General features: G+C 72.0%; 18 protein-coding genes and 1 pseudogene. 11 read left to right on the forward strand and 8 right to left on the reverse strand.

The window, feature by feature from the left end:
- Positions 1 to 34 precede the first annotated feature (34 nt).
- Positions 35 to 673 carry a glycoside hydrolase family 64 protein gene (locus tag AB0J40_RS00780; RefSeq protein ID WP_364447239.1) on the forward strand — a complete coding sequence of 213 codons (639 nt, stop codon included), beginning with the start codon at positions 35 to 37 and terminating at the stop codon, positions 671 to 673.
- Between the two features lie 27 nt (positions 674 to 700).
- On the opposite strand, the gene AB0J40_RS00785 is transcribed toward AB0J40_RS00780, so the two are convergent.
- On the reverse strand, positions 701 to 1,357 hold the full coding sequence (locus tag AB0J40_RS00785; protein WP_364445731.1) for a helix-turn-helix domain-containing protein: 657 nt from the start codon (positions 1,355 to 1,357) through the stop codon (positions 701 to 703).
- Between the two features lie 62 nt (positions 1,358 to 1,419).
- On the opposite strand from AB0J40_RS00785, the gene AB0J40_RS00790 reads away from it, so the two are divergent.
- Positions 1,420 to 2,463 (forward strand): NAD(P)/FAD-dependent oxidoreductase, encoded by a 1,044-nt coding sequence (locus AB0J40_RS00790; RefSeq protein WP_364447241.1) that lies wholly within the window; start codon positions 1,420 to 1,422, stop codon positions 2,461 to 2,463.
- Positions 2,464 to 2,588: 125 nt separating this feature from the next.
- Positions 2,589 to 3,521: a cold shock domain-containing protein gene (locus AB0J40_RS00795; protein WP_364445732.1), complete on the forward strand. Its 933-nt coding sequence runs from the start codon at positions 2,589 to 2,591 to the stop codon at positions 3,519 to 3,521.
- A gap of 36 nt (positions 3,522 to 3,557) precedes the next feature.
- Here the strand turns inward: AB0J40_RS00795 and AB0J40_RS00800 are convergent.
- Together AB0J40_RS00800 and AB0J40_RS00805 are read right to left on the reverse strand one after the other, a co-directional pair.
- Positions 3,558 to 3,719 (reverse strand): annotated as a pseudogene (locus AB0J40_RS00800) (transposase); the annotation flags it as partial.
- Between the two features lie 20 nt (positions 3,720 to 3,739).
- Positions 3,740 to 4,162 carry a peptidase inhibitor family I36 protein gene (locus AB0J40_RS00805; protein WP_364445734.1) on the reverse strand — a complete coding sequence of 141 codons (423 nt, stop codon included), beginning with the start codon at positions 4,160 to 4,162 and terminating at the stop codon, positions 3,740 to 3,742.
- Positions 4,163 to 4,347: 185 nt separating this feature from the next.
- Here AB0J40_RS00805 and miaB point away from each other — a divergent pair, with 185 nt between their 5' ends.
- Both miaB and AB0J40_RS00815 read left to right on the forward strand, forming a co-directional pair.
- Positions 4,348 to 5,841 carry a tRNA (N6-isopentenyl adenosine(37)-C2)-methylthiotransferase MiaB gene (gene miaB, locus AB0J40_RS00810; RefSeq protein WP_364445735.1) on the forward strand — a complete coding sequence of 498 codons (1,494 nt, stop codon included), beginning with the start codon at positions 4,348 to 4,350 and terminating at the stop codon, positions 5,839 to 5,841.
- Positions 5,838 to 6,311 carry a hypothetical protein gene (locus tag AB0J40_RS00815; protein ID WP_364445737.1) on the forward strand — a complete coding sequence of 158 codons (474 nt, stop codon included), beginning with the start codon at positions 5,838 to 5,840 and terminating at the stop codon, positions 6,309 to 6,311. Before miaB ends, AB0J40_RS00815 begins: the two co-directional genes overlap by 4 nt.
- Before the next feature lie 4 nt (positions 6,312 to 6,315).
- Here AB0J40_RS00815 and AB0J40_RS00820 read toward each other — a convergent pair whose 3' ends face one another.
- Together AB0J40_RS00820 and AB0J40_RS00825 are read right to left on the reverse strand one after the other, a co-directional pair.
- Positions 6,316 to 6,768: a hypothetical protein gene (locus AB0J40_RS00820; protein ID WP_364445739.1), complete on the reverse strand. Its 453-nt coding sequence runs from the start codon at positions 6,766 to 6,768 to the stop codon at positions 6,316 to 6,318.
- Positions 6,769 to 7,595: 827 nt separating this feature from the next.
- Positions 7,596 to 8,909 (reverse strand): DUF349 domain-containing protein, encoded by a 1,314-nt coding sequence (locus AB0J40_RS00825; RefSeq protein ID WP_364445740.1) that lies wholly within the window; start codon positions 8,907 to 8,909, stop codon positions 7,596 to 7,598.
- Positions 8,910 to 9,128: 219 nt separating this feature from the next.
- Between AB0J40_RS00825 and miaA the strand changes: the two genes are divergently transcribed.
- Complete coding sequence (miaA, locus tag AB0J40_RS00830; protein WP_364445742.1) at positions 9,129 to 10,040, forward strand: tRNA (adenosine(37)-N6)-dimethylallyltransferase MiaA; 912 nt, start codon at positions 9,129 to 9,131, stop codon at positions 10,038 to 10,040.
- A 10-nt stretch (positions 10,041 to 10,050) separates the two neighbouring features.
- On the forward strand, positions 10,051 to 10,878 hold the full coding sequence (gene dapF / locus AB0J40_RS00835; protein ID WP_364445744.1) for a diaminopimelate epimerase: 828 nt from the start codon (positions 10,051 to 10,053) through the stop codon (positions 10,876 to 10,878).
- A 15-nt stretch (positions 10,879 to 10,893) separates the two neighbouring features.
- Here dapF and valS read toward each other — a convergent pair whose 3' ends face one another.
- Together valS and AB0J40_RS00845 are read right to left on the reverse strand one after the other, a co-directional pair.
- The gene (gene valS / locus AB0J40_RS00840; protein ID WP_364445745.1) at positions 10,894 to 13,407 is read right to left on the reverse strand and encodes a valine--tRNA ligase; all 2,514 of its coding nucleotides are present in this window, start codon (positions 13,405 to 13,407) and stop codon (positions 10,894 to 10,896) included.
- 9 nt (positions 13,408 to 13,416) lie between these two features.
- Positions 13,417 to 14,670: an MFS transporter gene (locus tag AB0J40_RS00845; RefSeq protein ID WP_364445747.1), complete on the reverse strand. Its 1,254-nt coding sequence runs from the start codon at positions 14,668 to 14,670 to the stop codon at positions 13,417 to 13,419.
- A gap of 64 nt (positions 14,671 to 14,734) precedes the next feature.
- Between AB0J40_RS00845 and AB0J40_RS00850 the strand changes: the two genes are divergently transcribed.
- From AB0J40_RS00850 to AB0J40_RS00860, 3 genes are read left to right on the forward strand one after another with little or no spacing between them, the layout of a single operon-like run.
- Positions 14,735 to 15,238, forward strand: a complete 504-nt coding sequence (locus tag AB0J40_RS00850) for a winged helix-turn-helix domain-containing protein (RefSeq protein WP_364445749.1) — start codon at positions 14,735 to 14,737, stop codon at positions 15,236 to 15,238.
- A gap of 42 nt (positions 15,239 to 15,280) precedes the next feature.
- Positions 15,281 to 16,723: a GTPase HflX gene (gene hflX, locus AB0J40_RS00855; protein WP_364445751.1), complete on the forward strand. Its 1,443-nt coding sequence runs from the start codon at positions 15,281 to 15,283 to the stop codon at positions 16,721 to 16,723.
- Positions 16,724 to 16,776: 53 nt separating this feature from the next.
- A complete protein-coding gene (locus AB0J40_RS00860; protein ID WP_364445752.1) occupies positions 16,777 to 17,775 on the forward strand; it encodes a hypothetical protein in 999 nt (332 codons plus the stop codon).
- A gap of 274 nt (positions 17,776 to 18,049) precedes the next feature.
- Here the strand turns inward: AB0J40_RS00860 and lexA are convergent, their stop codons facing one another.
- Positions 18,050 to 18,709, reverse strand: a complete 660-nt coding sequence (gene lexA / locus AB0J40_RS00865) for a transcriptional repressor LexA (protein WP_051736098.1) — start codon at positions 18,707 to 18,709, stop codon at positions 18,050 to 18,052.
- Positions 18,710 to 19,062: 353 nt separating this feature from the next.
- On the opposite strand from lexA, the gene AB0J40_RS00870 reads away from it, so the two are divergent.
- Positions 19,063 to 19,518 (forward strand): LysM peptidoglycan-binding domain-containing protein, encoded by a 456-nt coding sequence (locus tag AB0J40_RS00870; RefSeq protein WP_364445753.1) that lies wholly within the window; start codon positions 19,063 to 19,065, stop codon positions 19,516 to 19,518.
- The last annotated feature ends 171 nt before the right edge of the window (positions 19,519 to 19,689 follow it).

Genomic DNA, 19,689 nt, shown 5'->3' on the forward strand with positions numbered 1-19,689 from the left:
GTATATCGACATGCCGGCCAACTCCGCCGGCCGGATGTACTTCTACCTGGGCAGCCCGAACAGCCAGTACGCCGACTTCATCGAGTTCACCGTCGGGCCGGACGTGTTCAACGGCAACACCACCCGGGTCGACGCGTTCGCGCTGAAGCTGGCCATGCGGCTGCACGCGCACGACGGCTACGACGTCCAGGTCGGTGACGACTACGGCCTGTTCCAGGAGGACCGGTCGGCCACCTTCGCCCGGTTCCAGTCCGAGGTGCCGGCCGAGTTCAAGGGCCTGGCGACGGTGAACGCGCCGTACCGCATCCCGGCCCCGGGCAGCGCGCCGGACTTCCGCGCCGGCGGCAAGTACGCGAACTACTTCACCGCCTACGCGCAGTCGGTCGGCGTCAACGAGCCGACGTCGAACATCACCGGCTGCGCCGGTTCGCTGGCCGGCAACCCCGACATGTGCGCGGCGCTGAACCGCCACACCGCGCACCTGCCGCAGTCGCAGTGGCAGGACCCGGCGCGGTACTACCAGGCGGCGCCGGCGAACTACTACGCGAAGTTCTGGCACGACCACGGGATCAACCACCTCGCGTACGGCTTCCCGTACGACGACGTGGCCGCCCAGTCGTCGTTCGTCTCCCACGGCGACCCGCAGTGGCTGGTGGTCGCGGTCGGCTGGTGACCGGCCCGGCCCTCCGGTGGCCGCCGGCTACCGGAGGGCCGCGATCCCGGCCAGGAAGATGTCGACGCCGGCGAGGAACTGCGCGCGGTCGTCGTGCTCGCGCAGCCGCGTGGAAACCCGGTGCACGAACGGGTACCTCGCCGGGTCCAGCTCCGCCCACTGCGCGGCGACCTTGGCGAGGAAGGCCGTCCGGTCCGCTTCGCCGAAGGCGAGGACCCGGGCGTTCGCGGCGTTCTGCCCGGCGACGCCGAGGACGTAGTTCACGAGCGCGCCCGCGGCGTCGAACAGCGCTTGTTCGGGAACGCCGAGCGCGTCGAGCAGCCGGCCGGTGCTTTCGTAGATCTCCAGCAGCGCGGGGCGCCACGGCTCCCGGGAGAGCTGGGCGCCGACCCACGGGTGGGCGTCGATCGCGTCGAACAGGCCCAGTGCCACGGTCCGCAGGGCCTCCAGCGGGTCCCCGGTGACGACCACGCCGGTCAGGACGTCGGCGATGACGTCGTCGGTGGCCGCCGCGAGCAGGTCGCTCTTGTTCGCCACGTGGTGGTAGATCGCGCCGTAGCCGGTGCTCAGCCGCGTCGTGAGCGCGCGGAAGGTCAGCGCGGCCTCACCACCGTCGTCGAGCAGCTCGGCCGCGGCCTTGACGATCACCTCCCGGGACAGCCCGTCCGTGCGTCGTTTCGCCATGGGCTCATCATGCCATGGTTGGATCGGCGATCCAAAGTCGTGGTAGCGTCGTTGGAGTGACGATCCAAAGAACCATCACGATCATCGGAGCCGGACTCGGCGGCCTGGTGCTGGCCCGGGTCCTGCACGTCCACGGCATCCCGGCGACGGTCTACGAAGCGGAGCCCTCGCCGGCCACCCGCCGCCAGGGCGGCATGCTCGACATCCACCCGTGGAACGGCCAGAAGGCGCTCGAAGCGGCGGGCCTCACGGAGGGGTTCCGCGAGCTGGTGCTGGCGGGCCGGGAGTCCTACCGCGTCCTCGACCGGACGGGACGGGTGCTGCTCGACCGGCCCGACGACGGAACCGGCGAACGGCCCGAGGTCCAGCGCGGCGAACTGCGGCAGCTGCTGCTCGATTCGCTGCCGCCCGGGACCGTCCACTGGGGACGGAAGGCGACCGGCGCCCGGGCTCTCGGCGAAGGCCGCCACGAGGTGGGCTTCGCGGACGGCACCACCGTCGTCACGAGCGTGCTCGTCGGCGCGGACGGCGCGTGGTCCCGGGTCCGCCCGCTGCTGTCGGACGCCGTTCCGGAGTACGCCGGCGTTTCGGTGGTCGAGACTTTCCTGTTCGACGCGGACACGCGCCACCCCGCCGCCGCGGAAGCCGTGGGCGCGGGGTCGATGTTCGCGCTGGCACCGGGCAAGGGGATCCTGGCGCACCGCGAACGCGGCGGGACGCTGCACACGTACGCGCAGCTGCGCAAGCCGCGGGACTGGTCCGGCCGGGTCGCCGAAGAGTTCGGCGGCGGGGCCCCGGAGCTGACGGCGTTGCTCACCGACAGCGACGTCCCGCCGGTGCTGCGCCGCCTGTTCACCTTGCCGGCCGGGCACAGCTGGGAGCGGGTCCCGGGAGTGACCCTGATCGGCGACGCGGCCCACCTGCTGCCGCCGAACGGCGAAGGGGCCAACCTGGCCATGCTGGACGGCGCTTCCCTCGCCCAGGCGATCGCCGCGCACCCGGGCGACCCGGAGAAGGCGCTGGGGGAGTACGAAAAGGCGATGTTCCCCCGCGCCGCGGCCGAAGCGGGCGAGGAGGACGTCTACGACGTCATGCGCGGCGCTTAGACCTGGTCTCGAAACCCGGCGGGCCGTTGGCTCCGCACCGCCCACCTGTGGGCCCGGCCGACGGACCGCGAGGTCTGTCAGAGAGACTGGGGGCCAGTGCCCGCTCTCTCGACCTGGAGTTTTTGATGCCGCAAGGGACCGTCCGTTGGTTCGACGCCGAACGGGGTTTCGGCTTCCTCGCGCCCGAGGACGGCTCGCCGGATGTGTTCGTGCACGCCTCCGAGATCATCGGGGACGGCGGCGCGAAACTGCTCCGCGAGGGTCAGGCCGTCGTGTTCGAGGTCGGCGAGAACGACCGCGGGCCCCAGGCGCTGCGCGTTCGCGTCACCGCCGATGCGGCCACCGGCAGCGCCGTGGGCCTGCTCGGCACCATCAACTGGTACGAGCCGGGCAAGGGGTACGGCTTCGCGTCGCCGGACGGCGGCGGCGCCGACATCTTCGTGCACAGCTCCGCCATCGTGACCGGCGGCGTGGTCACCGAGGGGCAGCGGGTGGCCTTCCTGATCGTCGAAGGCGAGCGCGGCCCGCAGGCCGGGCACGTGATCCCGCTGGGAGCAGGGGCCGGTTCACCCGCTGCGGCCGGTATCGCGGACGGTGCCGACGGCACGGTGGCCTGGTACGACGAGGACAAGGGCTTCGGCTTCATCAACCCCGACTCCGGCGCCGGGGACGTCTTCGTGCACGCCCGGGCCCTGGCCGAGGGGCTGACGTGGCTCGCGGAGGGCGACCGCGTCGCCTACGAGGTGGCCAGTGGAGACAAGGGCCCGCAGGCCCGCGACGTGCACCTGGTCCGGGGCGCCGAGCCCCAGACGGCACCTGCCGCGGCCGCAGGGCCGGCGGCGCGGGACGTGCCCGCACGAGGCGGCGAGGGCGTCGTCGCGCGCTACGACGCCGACCGCGGCTTCGGCTTCATCACCCCGGACGCAGGCGGCGACGATCTCTTCGCCCACGTGTCCGTGGTCATGGGGTCGGAGCCGCTGCAGAAGGGTGACCGGGTCCGGTACGCGGTGCGTCAGAGCGACCGGGGCCCGCAGGCCGACCGCGTCGAACGCCTCTGAAGCTGCAGCCTCCTCCAGGAGATCGATCTCCCTCGGCCCGGAACCGCATCCGAGCTGCTCGGGTAGGCCTCGCCGGCGGCAGCCGGTGTCGAGCACGAACAAGATCCCCTCCAGCGCGGCACGGTCATCGATCCGGGGCCGCCCACCCGGACCGCGCGGCGCTGGTCGGGACGGGATCAGGGGTTCGATCAGTTCCAGAGCCGGTCTTCGACCCGCCGCTAGAGGATCTTGTGCGAGGCGTTGTTCAGGTCGAGCGGGCCCAGGCCGCCGTCCCTGGCGTCGTTGGGCTGGAAGTCGATGTAGGTGCCGCCGTAGTTGCTGTTGAAGTAGAGCCTGACGACGTGGCTGGTCCGGTTGTACCCCGAGAGCGCCCGGTTCTTGACGCACTGGCCCTGGCCGGCGCCGGCGCCCTTGAACTCGTAGCAGGTCGGCTGGGTGCTCCCGTAGTTCGCGATCGAGGTGGTGAAGTCCGAAACCGATCCTTGCAGGTCGTACTGGTAGTAGAGGCAGAATTCGCCGGCTTCGCACGTCCCGTTGCGGACGGGGGCGGCGCCCGCGGCGGGCGCCACGGCCACGAGCGCGGCGAGGGCGCTCCCCACCGCCAGCACCGCGTTGCCGACGCGTCGTTTCCCAGCGCTCATCGTGGTTCTCCCTGGCCGCAGTTCCCGGTGGTGCGGATCCGGTCGACCCGGAGGTCCGCGCAGCTGTCACACCCGAACGGCGCAGGCGGTTGAGGTCCGCTCGCGGATGTCGCCCGATCGGCGTAGCGCCGGCCCCGGGCGGGCGGCGGCTTGGCCTGGTCAGGCGAGGGTTACCCTGAAGGACGATGACCGAGAACCAGGCACCCAGGGCGTACCAGATCCGCACCTTCGGCTGCCAGATGAACGTGCACGACTCCGAGCGCCTCGCCGGGCAGCTCGAGGACGCCGGGTACGTCCCCGTCGACCGCGGGGCCAAGCCCGACCTGATCGTGTTCAACACCTGCGCCGTGCGGGAGAACGCCGACAACAAGCTCTACGGCACCCTGGGCCACCTGCGCCCGGACAAGGTCGCCAACCCGGGGCTGCAGATCGCCGTCGGCGGGTGTCTCGCGCAGAAGGACCGAGGGGAGATCGTCAAGCGCGCTCCCTGGGTCGACGTCGTCTTCGGGACGCACAACATCGGGTCGCTGCCGACGCTGCTCGAACGCGCGCGGCACAACGCCGAGGCCGAGGTCGAGATCCTCGAATCCCTCGAGACCTTCCCCTCGACGCTGCCCGCCAAGCGCGAGTCGTCCTACGCGAGCTGGGTGTCGGTTTCCGTCGGGTGCAACAACACCTGCACCTTCTGCATCGTGCCCGCGCTGCGCGGCAAGGAGCGCGACCGCCGGCCCGGCGAGATCCTCGCCGAGGTCGAGGCGCTCGTGGCCGAGGGCGTGCTCGAAGTCACGCTGCTCGGCCAGAACGTGAACTCCTACGGCGTCGAGTTCGGCGACCGGCTCGCCTTCGGGAAGCTGCTGCGCGCGACCGGCGCCATCGACGGCCTGGAGCGCGTGCGCTTCACCTCGCCGCACCCGGCCGCGTTCACCTCCGACGTCATCGAGGCGATGGCCGAGACGCCGAACGTCTGCCACCAGCTGCACATGCCGCTGCAGTCCGGGTCCGACCGGGTGCTGCGCGAGATGAAGCGGTCCTACCGGTCGGCGCGGTTCCTGAAGATCCTCGACGAGGTGCGCGCGGCGATGCCGGACGCGGCCATCACCACCGACATCATCGTCGGCTTCCCCGGGGAGACCGAAGAGGACTTCCAGGCCACGCTCGACGTCGTCGAGCAGGCGCGCTTCTCCAGCGCCTTCACCTTCCAGTACTCGAAGCGCCCCGGGACGCCCGCCGCGACGATGGCGGGCCAGCTGCCCAAGGAGGTCGTGCAGGAGCGCTACGACCGCCTGGTCGAGCTGCAGAACGCCATCTCCTGGGAAGAGAACAAGAAGATCGTCGGCCGCCGGGTCGAACTGCTCGTCGCCGAGGGCGAGGGCCGCAAGGACGCCGAGACGAACCGCATGAGCGGCCGCGCCCGCGACGGCCGCCTCGTGCACTTCACGCCGACCGGTGCGCACGTCGACCGCGCGGTGCGCCCCGGCGACGTCGTCGAGACGGTCGTGACCTACGGCGCCCCGCACCACCTGGTGGCCGACGGCGACCTGCTGTCCCACCGGCGGACGCGAGCCGGCGACAACGCGGAAGCCGGGCTGAAGCCGAAGACGAGCGGCGTCACGCTGGGACTGCCGGGGTTCGGTGCCCCGGCCGCCCGGCCGGAGCCGGTGAGCGGGTGTGCGTTGTGACGGAGTCCAAGGGGAACGGCGAGCTGGCCGAGCTGGCCGCCGAGATCGACGAGGTGGGCGACCGCGCGTCGCGCACGGTCGAGCTGGGCCGGCGCGGGTTCACGATCGCGGTGTTCACGTTCGTGCTGCTGATCTGCCTGATCCTGCCGTGGGTCGGCGACCACGCGGGCTGGCAGGTGCTGGCCGGCGAGGGTGGCGGCATCCCGCAGCTGTTCGCGGCGACGTCGACCGGCGTCGGCATCCTGGCGTCGGCGCTGGCGCTGGTGACGCGCCGGTGGTGGCTGGCCTGGGTGTGCGCCGCCGGCGGCTGGTTCGCCTCGGTGGACGGGCTGCTGGCGATCTGGTCGCAGCAGTCGTCGCACGCCAGCGGAGCCGCGGGCGGCGGACCCGGGTACGGCCTGATCATCGCCTGGATCGCGATGATCTGCCTCGCGGTGCAGTGGATGCGCACCGCGTTCTCGCGTTCCTGAGGACTCAGCCCACCCGGAGGGTGAGGGTGCTCGACGAGTACGCGGCGGCGTACAGCGTCGTCTCGGGGTGGTAGAGCCGCAGCGAGACCGTGGCACTCAGGCTGAAGCTGAGACTGAAGGTGAAGCCGCCGTTCGGCCGGCAGGTCGTGTCGGCGAGGTTCACCCAGACACCCGCCTGCAGCTGCTGCACGATGACGGTTTCGAGGGTCTGGGTGCCGTCGGCGCGGGGCGCATCGAGCACCTTGAGGTTGCCCTTGAGGTCGACTTTTTCGTTGACCTTGACGTGGTCCTTGCCGAGCTTGCCGTCGACCTTCACCTTGCCCTTGCCCGCTTCGGTGGACGCGGTGACGGGCGCGGCACCGGCGGGAGCGGCGAGAGCCGGGGCGAGCCCGGCGACGGCGATGCCGATCGCCAGCGCGGAGAGGGTCCTTCTGGCGCTGAGAAGTGTGCTGGTCATGATCGAAGTGGAGCACCGGGAGCCGCGGAGAGCGCCCCGAAACCCCCGGTAGTGGGGGTGAGCGGACCGCTTCGGGTGATCCGTTAACCGTCCGATTACCCGGGGGGGGCGCCACGACCCCGCCCTCCCTGGGGGGCTGCCCCGCTTCCAGCGTATCGGCGCCCACCGACGGGAATGCCGGAAATCCGGCTGAGGGGCCGACTTGTCCACAGGAGCACCGTGATGTGGACAAGCCGGCCTCGATGCTCGGCGACCGATAAACGCGAGCCGGCTGGACGCGTGGGCGAAGGGTAAGCGCGAGCCGGTCGGAACCTCGGTGACCGGCAAGCGCAACCCGGCCGGAACCTTGGTGGCCGGCAAGCGCGAGCTGGGCAGCAGACCTCGGTGACCGGCAGGCACGAGCTGGGCCGGAGACTCCGGTGACCGGTCAGCGCGAGCCGGTCGGAGACCTCGGTGACCGGCAGGCGCGAGCTGGGCCGGAGTCTTCGGTGACCGGTCAGTGCGAGCCGGTCGGAGACCTCGGCGACGGGCAGGCGCGAGCTGGGCCGCAGACTCCGGTGATCGGTCAGCGCGAGCCGGTCGGAGACCTCGGCGACGGCCAGGCGCGAACTGGGCCGGAGTCTTCGGTGACCGGCAGGCGCGACCCGCCCGGAGACCTCAGCAACCGGCCAACGCGAGCCGGTCGGAGGCCTCGGTGACCGGCAAGCGCAACCCGCCCGGAGACCTCAGCAACCGGCCAACGCGAGCCGGCCGGAGACCTCGGCGACCGGCAAGCGCAACCCACCCGGAAACCTCGGCAACCGACCAACGCAAGCCCGCCCGGAAGGTCAGCGGTCCGCGACCGCCGCCTCAGCGGCCTGCAGCCACTCCCGCCACTGGGCGGCCTGCTCTTCGGCCTTCTTGGCTCGGCGCTCGTCCCCGGCGGCACGCGCCTTCGCGGCCTGGGACTCGAACTGCTCCACCCGCTCCCGGAACTGCGCGGCCCGGGCCTGCGCCTCCGGGTCCGTCCGGCGCCACCGGGTGTCCTCCGCCGACTTGACCGCGTCCTGGACGGCTTTCAGCCGCCCGTCCAGCTCGCGGATCCGCTCGCGCGGGACCTTGCCGATCTCGTCCCACTGCTCCTGGATCCGGCGCAGCGCGCTCTTCGCCGCCTCCAGGTTGGCCGACGCGTCGATCTTCTCGGCCTCGATCAGCAGCTCCTCCTTGCGGGCCGCGTTCTGCGAGAACTCCGCGTCGCGCTCGGAGAACACCGCCGACCGGCGGGCGAAGAACTTGTCCTGCGCCGCGCGGAACCGCTGCCACAGCGCTTCGTCGCTGTCCTTGGGCGCGCGCCCGGCCGCCTTCCACTCGGTCATCAGGTCCTTGTAGCGGCCGGCCGTCTCGCCCCAGTCCTCGGACTCGCTGATGGCCTCGGCCTCGGCGATGAGCTCTTCCTTGCGCTGCTTGGCCGACGCGCGCTGCTTGTCCAGCTCCGCGAAGTGCGACCCGCGGCGGCGGTTGAACGCCTCGCGGGCCTTGGAGAACCGCTTCCACAGCTCGTCGTCGGTCTTGCGGTCGACGCCCTTGACCGTCTTCCACTCGTCGAGGATCGCGCGCAGCCGGTCGCCCGCCGCCTTCCACTGGGTGGAGTCGGCGGCGATCTTCTCGGCCTCTTCGGCCAGCTCCTGCTTGCGGGCGACGGCGGCCGCGCGGGCCTCCTCGCGCTCCGCCTTCGCGCTGGCCAGCGCCTTCTCGGCGTGCCCGATGACGTACTCCAGCCGCGCGGCGAGCGCGGCCAGGTCGCCGACCAGCGCGGCCTCGGCCAGCCCGTCGCGGATCTGGGTGGCGCTCGACAGCGCGTGCTTCGGGTCGCCGGCGCCGGACACCAGCCGGGTCTCCAGCAGCTCGACCTCGGTGCGCACGTCGTCGAAGCGGCGGGCGTAGTGCACGAGACCCTCGTCGGGGCTGCCTGCCTGCCAGACGCCGACGGCGCGTTCCCCCTCGGCGGTGATGACGTAGACGGTGCCCTCGTCGTCGATCCGGCCCCAGGTCGACGGGGTGGGTTCGGCGGGCGGCACGGGCGGGGCGGCGTGCCCGGCGTGCAGCGCGTGCGGCACCGGGTGCGGGGCCGGGGTACCGGTGGAAGTGTTCTCCTGGGCCATCGCAGGCTCCTTATCGCCTGTACGCCCGCTCGCGCGGGCGCCCCGCCGCGGAAGCGGGGCCGGGTAATGCGGTCGTCACGGGCCGTGCTCGGATGCTACGGCCTCCAGTCGGCATTCAAGCAGCTCAGCGCGCACCGTGGTACCGGATGAGCCACTCGAAGCTCGTGATCCTACTTCCGGTGGACGCTCCGTGTCGGCCCGCCGGTATCGTCAGCCGCCGTGAACAGCCCCGTCGCCGGAGTCGCCGTGGTCGGCCCGACGGCCACCGGCAAGACCGCGCTGGCCGTGGAGCTGGCGCTGGAACTGGGCGGCGAAGTCGTCAACGCCGACGCGCTGCAGCTCTACCGCGGCATGGACATCGGCACCGCGAAGGCCACCGAAGAGGAGCGCCGCGGCGTCCCGCACCACCTGCTCGACGTCCTGGACGTGACCGAGACGGCGTCCGTCGCGGCCTACCAGCGCCACGCGCGCGCCGAAATCGAGCGGCTCCTGGCCGCCGGCCGGGTGCCGGTGCTGGCCGGCGGGTCCGGCCTCTACGTCCAGGCGGTGCTCGACGACCTGCGGTTCCCCGGCACCGACCCGGCCGTCCGGGCCCGGCTCGACGCGGAAGCCGAGCGGCTCGGCACGCCCGCGTTGTACACCCGGCTGGGTGAGCGCGATCCCGCCGCCGCGGCCGCGATCCTGCCGACCAACACGCGCCGGATCGTGCGCGCCCTCGAGGTCATCGAGATCACCGGCGAGCCGTTCTCGGCGAACCTGCCCAAGCCGGGGCCCGCCCGCTACGGCACGGTCGTCATCGGCGTCGACCGCGCGCCCGAGGAGCTCGACGAGCGCGTGAACGAGCGCGTCCGGCGGATGTTCGAGGCCGGCTTGGTCGACGAAGTGCGCGAGCTGGAGAAGCGCGGCCTGCGCGAGGGCAAGACGGCGTCGCGGGCGCTCGGCTACCAGCAGGTGCTCGCCGAACTGGACGGCGAAGGCGACTTCGAGGCGGCCGCCGCGGCGACGGCGCAGGCGACCCGGCGCTTCGTCCGGAAGCAACGGTCCTGGTTCCGGCGCGACCAGCGGATCCACTGGTTCGACGGCGCCGATCCGGGGCTGGCCGCGCGCGTCCTGGATACCCTGGGCCGGTAATCTTGCCCCTATGGGCGGAATCGAGTTCCTCAAGGGGCATGGCACGCAGAACGACTTCGTGCTGCTCCCCGATCCGGCGGGCCGCCTCGAGCTGACCGAAGCCCGGGTCGCCGCGCTGTGCGACCGCCACCGCGGCCTCGGCGCCGACGGCGTCCTGCGCATCGTCCGCGCCGCGGCGATCGACGAGCCGTCCGCGGGCGAGTGGTTCATGGACTACCGCAACGCCGACGGGTCGATCGCCGAGATGTGCGGCAACGGCACCCGCGTGTTCGCCCGCTACCTGGTCGAAGCGGGCCTGGAGACCGCGGGCGAGTTCGTCATCGGCACCCGCGCGGGCGATCGCCCGCTGGTGGTGCACCCCGACCACTCGGTGACCGTCCAGATGGGCCCGGCGACGATCACCGGGACGTCGGTGACGGTCGTGGCCGGCCGCCCGTTCTCGGGTGTCGCGGTGAACGTCGGCAACCCGCACCTGGTGTCGCTGATCGACGAGGACGTGGCGGACCTGGACCTGCGCGACCAGCCCGACTTCGACCACGACGTCTTCCCGCACGGGGTCAACCTCGAGTTCGTCAACCGCCTCGGCGAGGGCGCGCTGCGGATGCGCGTGCACGAGCGCGGGGTGGGGGAGACCCGGGCGTGCGGAACGGGCACGGTCGCCGCGGTGGCGGCGGCGTTCCACCTGGCGGGCACGGACACGGGCGAGTCCACTGTGGACATCCCGGGCGGCCGGGTGACGGTGACGGTGTCCCGCGGCGCGTCGACGCTGTCGGGCCCGGCGGAGATCGTGGCGCGCGGCGAGATCGACGAAGCCTGGTGGGCCGCCGCCGGTTCGTGACGGCGGCCCCCGGCGTCAGATCTTCGCGTCGACCGCGAAGTCGCCTTCCCGCGTCTCCACGTTCGCGATCGCGCCCGCCGTGCGGATGTCCGGCTCGACGGCCGCGAACCGGGTCAGCAGCTCGGCCGGCCCGGTCACGGTGAGCGTCTCGACGGCGGACCGCATCGACACCTTCGCGTCCGTCTTCGCCCGGCGCACCGCCGCGATCACCTCGCCGGCCAGGGCGAGCAGTTCCGGATCACCTTCGACGGCCGGTGCGGCGGGCCACGACGCCCGGTGGACCGACCCCTCCTGCCACCACGACCAGACCTCCTCGGCCGCGAACGGCAGGAACGGCGCGAACAGCCGCAGCACCGCCGACAACGCCGTGACCAGCGCCGCCTGCGCCGAAGCTGCCTCGGCAGCGCCGAGGTCGCCGTACGCGCGGCCCTTCACCAGCTCGACGTAGTCGTCGCAGAACGTCCAGAAGAACGTCTCCGTCACCTGCAGCGCCCGCGCGTAGTCCAGCGCCTCCAGCGCCGCGGTCGCCTGCTCGACGACGACGGCCAGCGACGCCAGCACCGCCCGGTCCAGGGGTTCGGTGGCCACCGCGCCGGGAGCCGGCACGCCCAGGCCCAGCACGAACCGGCTCGCGTTGAGCAGCTTCGTGGCCAGCCGGCGGCCGACCTTCATCTGTCCCTCGTCCACCGTCGTGTCCACGCCCGGGCGGCCACTCGCCGCCCAGTAGCGGACCGCGTCCGAGCCGAAGCGCTCCAGCAGGTCCACCGGGGTCGTCACGTTGCCCTTGGACTTCGACATCTTCTTGCGGTCGGGGTCGAGCACCCAGCCCGCGATCGCCGTCTCCCGCCACGGCAGCACGCCGTGCTCCAGTTCCGCGCGCACCGCCGTCGAGAACAGCCAGGTGCGGATGATCTCGTGCGCCTGCGGCCGCAGGTCCATCGGGAACACCCGCGCGAACAGGTCGTCGTCGATACTCCACCGGCCGACGATCTGCGGCGTCAGCGACGACGTCGCCCACGTGTCCATCACGTCGGGGTCGGCCACGAACCCGCCCGGCTTCCCGCGCTGGTCCTCGGTGAAGCCCGGCGGGACGTCGCTGCTCGGGTCGACCGGCAGGGTGGCGGGCAGCAACCGCGCGTCGTAGTCGGGTTCGCCGTGCTCGTCGAGCCGGTACCACAGCGGGATCGGCACGCCGAAGAACCGCTGACGGCTGATCAGCCAGTCCCCGGCCAGGTTCTCCACCCACGACGAGTACCGCACGCGCATGTGCTTCGGCACCCAGTTCAGCTCTTCGCCACGGGCCAGCATCTTCTCCCGGAAGGCGACGTCGGTGCCGCCGTTGCGCAGGTACCACTGCCGGCTGGCGACGATCTCCAGGGGCTTGTCGCCCCGTTCGTAGAACTTCACCGAGTGCGTGATCGGCCGCGGTTCGCCGCGCAGGGCCCCGGATTCGCGCAGCAGGCGCACCATGATCTCGCGTCCCGTGTGGACGGTCTTGCCCACCAGCGGCGCGTAGGCCTCGGGAGAGACGCCGGACGGCGCGTCGGGCAGGAAGCGGCCGTCGCGGCCCAGCACCACCCGCGTCGCCAGCCGCAGCTCGCGCCACCACGTGACGTCGGTGGTGTCGCCGAACGTGCACACCATCGCGATCCCGCGGCCCTTCTCCGGATCCGCGAGGTGGTGCGCCACCACGGGCACCTCGACCCCGAACACCGGTGTCCGCACGGTCTTCCCGAACAACGGCTCGAACCGCTCGTCGTCGGGGTGCGCCACCAGCGCGACGCAGGCGGGCAGCAGCTCCGGCCGGGTCGTCGCGATCACGACGTCGGCGCCGTCCGGCCCGGTGAACGCGAGGTCGTGGAAGGCGCCGGGGCGTTCCCGGTCCTCCAGTTCGGCCTGGGCGACGGCGGTGCGGAAGCTGACGTCCCACAGCGTCGGCGCTTCGGCCTGGTACGCCTCGCCGCGCTCGAGGTTGCGCAGGAACGCGCGCTGCGAGATCAGCCGCGAGTCGTGCCCGATCGTCTGGTAGGTCATCGTCCAGTCGACCGACAGCCCGAGCCGCCGCCACAGTTCCTCGAAGACCTTTTCGTCGGTCACGGTCAGGGATTCGCACAGCTCGACGAAGTTCCGCCGCGACACCGCGACGACGTCCTTGCCCGGCTTCTCCGGCGGCCGGAAATCCGGGTCGTAGGGCAGCGACGGCTCGCAGCGGACGCCGAAGTAGTTCTGCACGCGGCGTTCCGTCGGCAGACCGTTGTCGTCCCACCCCATCGGGTAGAACACCTCGGCCCCGCGCATCCGCTTGAACCGCGCGAGCACGTCGGTGTGGGTGTAGGAGAACACGTGCCCGATGTGCAGCGACCCGCTGGCCGTCGGCGGCGGCGTGTCGATCGAGTAGATCTCTTCGCGGGTTTTCGTGCGGTCGAAACGGTAGGCGCCGGTGGATTCCCATACGGGTACCCACTTGGCCTCCAGACCGTCGACACCGACCTTGTCCGGGACTCGCGGGCGTTCGTATGGGTTACTCATGAAGCAACTCTAGGCGGCGGCGGAATCGCTTTTCGCCGCGGTCGGCAGATCGCGCATGTGCCGCAAGGGCGAGCACACGACCCACAGGACGGCGGCGGCCTCGCCGGCGACGGCGACCCACATCGCGCCGCGCAGCCCGAGTCCTTCGCCGAGTGCGCCGCCGAGCAGGCCGCCCAGCGGGATGGTGCCCCAGACGACGAACCGCACGCTCGCGTTCATCCGGCCGAGCAGCCGGTCCGGGCAGATCGCCTGCCGGTAGGAAACCTGCGCGATGTTGTAGATGATGATCCCGAACCCGCTGGCGACGAGCCCGAACCCGGACAGCCCGAGCCGCCAGTCGGGCGCGGCGAGCGGGACCAGCAGGTAGGCCGGCGCGGTGACCAGCGGGACCAGCCAGATCGCGCGGGACTGGCCGACCCGGCGGGTGACCGCGCCCGAGCAGACCGCGCCGAGGATGCCGCCGGCGCCGCCGACCGCCATGAGCGCGCCCACCGCGGCCGGCGGCAGCCCGACGGTCCGCGTCAGGAACAGCACGTTCACGGCGACGAACGCGCCGTTGAAGAAGTTGGCCGTCGCCGTCGTGCCCACGATCGCCCGCAGCGGCCGGTCGGAGAAGACGAACCGCAGGCCCTCGGCGATCTGCGGCAGCAACCGGGCGTGGCCGTCGTGCCGGGGCCCGGGTTCCCGCGCGCGGATCCGCAGCAGGCACAGTGCCGAGGTGAGGAAGCCGAGGCCGGTGACCAGCACGGTGTTCGCCGCGGTCACCAGCTGGACCAGCACACCGGCGGCGCTCGGCCCGGCGATCTGCGCGGTCGACTGGACGGCCTGCAGCTTGGCGTTGCCCTCGAGGAGGTGCTCCCGGCCGACGAGCGAGGGCAGGTACGACTGGTAGGCGATGTCGAAGAACACCGTCGCGATGCCGACGAACAACACGACGACGAGCAGCTGGGCGAGCGTCAGCACCCCCGCCCACCAGGCGGCCGGCACGCTCAGCAGCAGCGCCGCCCGCGTGAAGTCGGCGGTGAGCATGACCCGGCGGCGGCGCATCCGGTCGACCCACACGCCCGCGGGCAGCCCGATGAGCAGGAAGGCGAGCGTCTCGGCCGCGGTCAGCAGGCCCATCTCGAACGGCGTCGCGGCGAGCGTGACCGCCGCGAGCAGCGGGACGGCGGTGTTCCCGACGAACACGCCGAACTGGCTGGCCGTGTCGCCGGCGAAGAGCCGCCTGAAGTCGGCGTGGCGGAAGAGTGACCCCCGGTGCATGGCACCCGAGTCTGGCCCGAGTGATTGGAAAGTGTCAATCACTGTTCGCTCTAAGCTGTCCCGCGTGCTCCCCGCGAAACGACGTGCCGCCACCGAAGCCGAGGCCGCCGCGCTGGCCTCCGGAATACGGCTGCGCATCATCCGGTTGACCTTCTCGGAGGCGCTGACGAACAAGGAGCTCGCCGAAAGGCTGGGCCGGGACCCGGCGACGACGCTGCACCACGTGCGCAAGCTCGTCGAGACCGGCTTCCTCGCCGCGCAGCCGCCGCGCCGCGGAGCCCGGGGCGCCAAGGAAATCCCGTATCTTTCGACGGGCCTTTCGTGGACACTCGACTCATGCGGTGACAAGGGCGTGGAACAGGCGGTACTCGAGGCCTATCTGGCCGAGATCGCCGAGACCGGATTCGAGGGCGTGCACCAGTCGCGCCTGGTCGTCCAGGTGGCCCCCGAGGAGCGGGCGGAGCTGGAAACGCGGCTCAACGCCCTGCTCGAGGAGTTCCGCTCGCGTCCCCGCCGTCCCGGCGCGGAACGCACCGCGATCTACCTCGCCACCTATCCCAGCACGTAAAAGTTCGGTTCCCGCGGCGAAACGTGGGAACATGGAGGCACGATGACAGAACTGACACACACCGAAGACCACGACGACGACCTGTACGACCCGTCGACAGGCGAGATGGAGCTCGAGGACCGCGCGTCACTGCGCCGGGTCGCGGGACTGTCCACGGAACTCGAGGACGTCACCGAGGTCGAGTACCGGCAACTGCGGCTGGAACGCGTCGTGCTGGTCGGCGTGTGGACCGAGGGCACGGCCCTGCAGTCCGAGGCGTCGCTGGCCGAGCTGGCGCGCCTGGCCGAGACGGCGGGCTCGGAGGTCCTCGAAGGCCTCATCCAGCGGCGTCCGAAGCCGGACCCGGCCACCTACATCGGTTCGGGCAAGGTGAAGGAGCTGCGGGACATCGTCTCCGCCACCGGCGCCGACACGGTGATCTGCGACGGCGAGCTCTCGCCGGGCCAGCTGCGCCAGCTCGAGGAGAAGGTGAAGGTCAAGGTCATCGACCGGACCGCGCTGATCCTCGACATCTTCGCCCAGCACGCCCGGTCCAAGGAGGGCAAGGCGCAGGTCGAGCTGGCCCAGCTGCAGTACCTGATCCCGCGGCTGCGCGGGTGGGGTGCGTCGCTGTCCCGGCAGGCCGGTGGGCGTGCCGGCGGCGCGAACGGCGGCGTCGGCCTGCGTGGTCCCGGTGAGACGAAGCTCGAAACCGACCGGCGGCGGATCAACAAGCGCGTGGCGAAGCTGCGCCGCGAAATCGCCGCCATGGACACCATCCGCGAGACCAAGCGCGGGCGGCGGCTGGCCAACGAGGTGCCCAGCGTGGCGATCGTCGGCTACACCAACGCCGGCAAGTCGAGCCTGCTCAACGCGCTGACCGGGGCCGGGGTGCTGGTGGAGGACGCGCTGTTCGCCACCCTCGACCCGACCACGCGGCGCGCGCAGACCGCGGACGGCCGCGGCTACACGCTGACCGACACCGTCGGCTTCGTGCGGCACCTGCCGCACCAGCTGGTGGACGCGTTCCGCTCGACGCTGGAGGAGGCCGCGGACGCGGACCTGCTGCTGCACGTGGTGGACGGGTCCGACCCGGCGCCGGAGGAGCAGGTCAGTGCCGTGCGCGAGGTGCTCGGCGAGATCACCCGCAAGCGCAAGGAGCCGCTCCCGCCGGAGCTGCTGGTGATCAACAAGATCGACGCGTCCGACGAGGTCAGCCTCGCCCGGCTGCGGCACGCGCTGGCCGGCTCGGTGCCGGTGTCGGCGCGGACCGGGGCGGGCATCGCGGAGCTCGTCGAGGTGATCGCCGACCGCCTGCCGCGGCCGGAGGTCACGGTCGACGTCCTGGTGCCGTATTCGCGCGGCGAGCTGGTCGCGCGGGCGCACGCGGACGGCGAGGTGCTCGAAGAGGAGCACGTCGCGGACGGCACGCGCCTGCTGGTGCGGGTCCGCCCGGACCTGGCCGCGGCTTTGCGCGAGTACGAGACCAACTCGACCCGGGCCTGACACGTCTCCGTAGTGTGCTTTCCGAGTGGATCGCACACTACGGAGGTGGCTGGGTGCGCTGGGTGGTCGTTCTCGTCTTCATGGCCGTGCTGGGCGGGGCGGTGCCCGCGTCGGCCGCCGAGGCGCCCCAGCCGTTGTGCACGGTGAAGGACTCCCGGATCGGCGAGCTGTCCGGCCTGGTTTCCGACGGCTCGAAGCTGTACGCGATCAACGACGGCGGCACCAAGGTCCAGGTGTTCGTGCTCGGGCGGGACTGCAAGGTCCAGAAGGTCCTGACGGATCGCACGGACCCGTTCGACGTCGAGGACCTGGCCCGCACGCCGGACGGCACGCTGTGGCTGTCGGACACGGGCGACAACAAGAAGGGGCGGCTGACGGTCGCCCTGCTGGAGCTCAGCCCGGCGGGCAAGCTGACGGTTCACCGGCTCACGTACCCGGACGGCCAGCACGACACCGAAGCGCTGATCATGGACAAGGCGGGGACGCCGTACCTGATCACCAAGGACATCCTGGGCGAGGCCCGGGTGTACCGGCCGCAGGGGCCGCTGGGGAGCCCGGGGCCGACGAACCTGGAGAAGGTCGGCACGGTGAAGATCGCGACGACGGACACCCAGGGCGGCCCGGTGGGGTCGATCGGTTCGGTGCTGGTGACGGGTGGCGCGTCGTCGGCGGACGGAACCGTGGTGGCATTGCGGACTTACACCGACGCGTACGTGTACTCGGCTCCTGACGGCGATGTGCTGGCGGCGTTGCAGCGGACGCCGGTCCGGATCCCGTTGCCGGGGGAGAAGCAGGGCGAGGCGATCGCGTTCGACCCCGACGGGACGCTGCTGTCGGGCAGCGAAGGGGTGGGGGAGCCGATCCGCGCGGTGCGAGGGGCGGCGGCCTTGGCGCCCGCGCCTTCTTCGGACGGCAAGCCGGCTTCGAGCGCGGGCGGTCAGTCCGGTTCGGACGGTGGGGGAGTACCGCTGCTGCCGGCGGCGGGGATCGCGGTGGCCGTGGTGGGGCTCGGGTGGTTCGGGTTCAGCCGGCTGCGCCGGCGGAGGGGATGAGTTTTGCCTTGGGGGCGCGAACGGACCGTTCGCGCCCCTTCGCCGTCCACAAGGGATCTTCCTTCGCGCGGTGCGGGGCGCGGCCGCGTGGGCCGCGCAGTCCTGCGCACCGCGCGAAGGAAACCTCGACCGCCGCGGCGGCGGACGGGGCCGGGCTTCCCGTCCACCCGCCGCACCGCGGTCAGGCTCACTTCCCGATCTCGGCTCCCCACGGCCGAAGATCATCCGATCCGGTGAAACTCCCGGGCCGTGCGAAAGCCCGGGGGCACCTCGGCTAGAGCCGGCGCAGAACCGCGACCACCTTGCCGAGCACCGTGGCGTCGTCGCCGGGGATCGGCTCGTACGCCTCGTTGTGCGGCATCAGCCAGATGTGGCCGCCCTTGCGCTTGAACGTCTTGACCGTGGCCTCGCCGTCGATCATCGCCGCGACGATCTCGCCGTTGTCCGCGTCCGGCTGCTGGCGGACCACGACCCAGTCGCCGTCGGTGATGGCGGCGTCGACCATCGAGTCACCGGTGACCTTCAGCAGGAACAGCTCGCCCTCGCCGACGATCTCCCGCGGCAGCGGGAACACGTCTTCGATGGCCTGCTCGGCGAGCACCGGGCCACCGGCGGCGATCCGGCCGACCAGCGGCACGTACGCCGCCTTCGGCATGACCGGCTGCTGGTCCATCTCGATGCCCATGGGGTTGTCGTCGGTCGCCGAGAGCACGCCCACCGCGCGGGGCCGGTTCGCGTCCCGGCGCAGGTAACCCTTGCGCTGCAGGGCGCGCAGCTGGTGCGAGACCGACGACGTCGACGTCAGGCCCACGGCCTCGCCGATTTCGCGGACGCTCGGCGGGTAGCCGAACCGGCTCACCCAGGACCGGATGACGTCGAGCACCTGCTGCTGGCGGACGGTGAGGGTCTCGTCCACGTCGTACACCTCGGGCATGGGGTGCACGCTGCCCCCGGGGGACCCACTGGTCCTGCCCGCCTTGTTCTCCTTCGCCACTGCGTCGCCTCCCAGACGTTCGCTGCACGTATCGCGCGCCGGCCGCCGCCCGCCGGGTGCGGGCAGCCTCGCCGGCGGCATCTGCCCGGCAGATGCCCTGGTCACCGACGTTAGCCCCCGGGCACGACGATTTCAAACATCTGTTCGATCGACACGCCGTGTCCGCTCGATTTTGTCGGTGGTAGGTGGTAGACCTTCGCACGGGCGTTCGATAGAACGCCTGTTCGACCTTGATCCACGGGCCGGCCCCGGCCCCGGAAACGGGCGGACACCAGGGTTTCGAGGAGGTTCGGATGTCCATTCTGGCCGAACGCGGGCACGCCCGCCCGGCGACCCCGGTCCCGGCACAGCCCCGTCCCGTCCGCGTCCTGCGCGGCCGCCGCGGCGAGGTCCAGCGCCCGCCGACACGCGCACGGGTCGTGGCGGGCCGCCGCCCCGCGGGCGCACCCTGCGCGGCACCCCGCCGGGTCCCGGTGCGCTGGCCGTGGCTGGCGGCGCTGGCGGTGGCGAGCTGCCTGGTGGTCACGGGCCTGGGGTTGTTCGGCGGCGGGACGGCGGAGGCCCCGGTCCCGGCGCAGACGGCCACGGTGTCGGTGGGCCAGGGCGACACGCTTTCGTCGATCGCGGCGAGGTTCGCGCCGGACAGCGACACGGGTGCGGTGGTCGCTCGGATCAAGGAGCTGAACCGGTTGGACGATGCCGTGCTGGTGCCAGGGTTGCCGCTGACGGTTCCGGTCTCGGCGCCTTGATCGGCCCGCCCGCTGCGGGGCAGTAGGGCCGGCTGAGGTGTGGTTGGGATCAGGGCGCCGCCGTTGGGCGCGCCGAGCTTCGCTCTGCGGCTGCGTGGTGATGGGATCGCCCCGGGTCGCGTGGGTGATCGAGTCTCCCGGGCCGCGGTTGCGGTGGATCGCGCCGGCTCC

This window comes from Amycolatopsis sp. NPDC049691 (assembly GCF_040675005.1).
Classification (GTDB): domain Bacteria; phylum Actinomycetota; class Actinomycetes; order Mycobacteriales; family Pseudonocardiaceae; genus Amycolatopsis.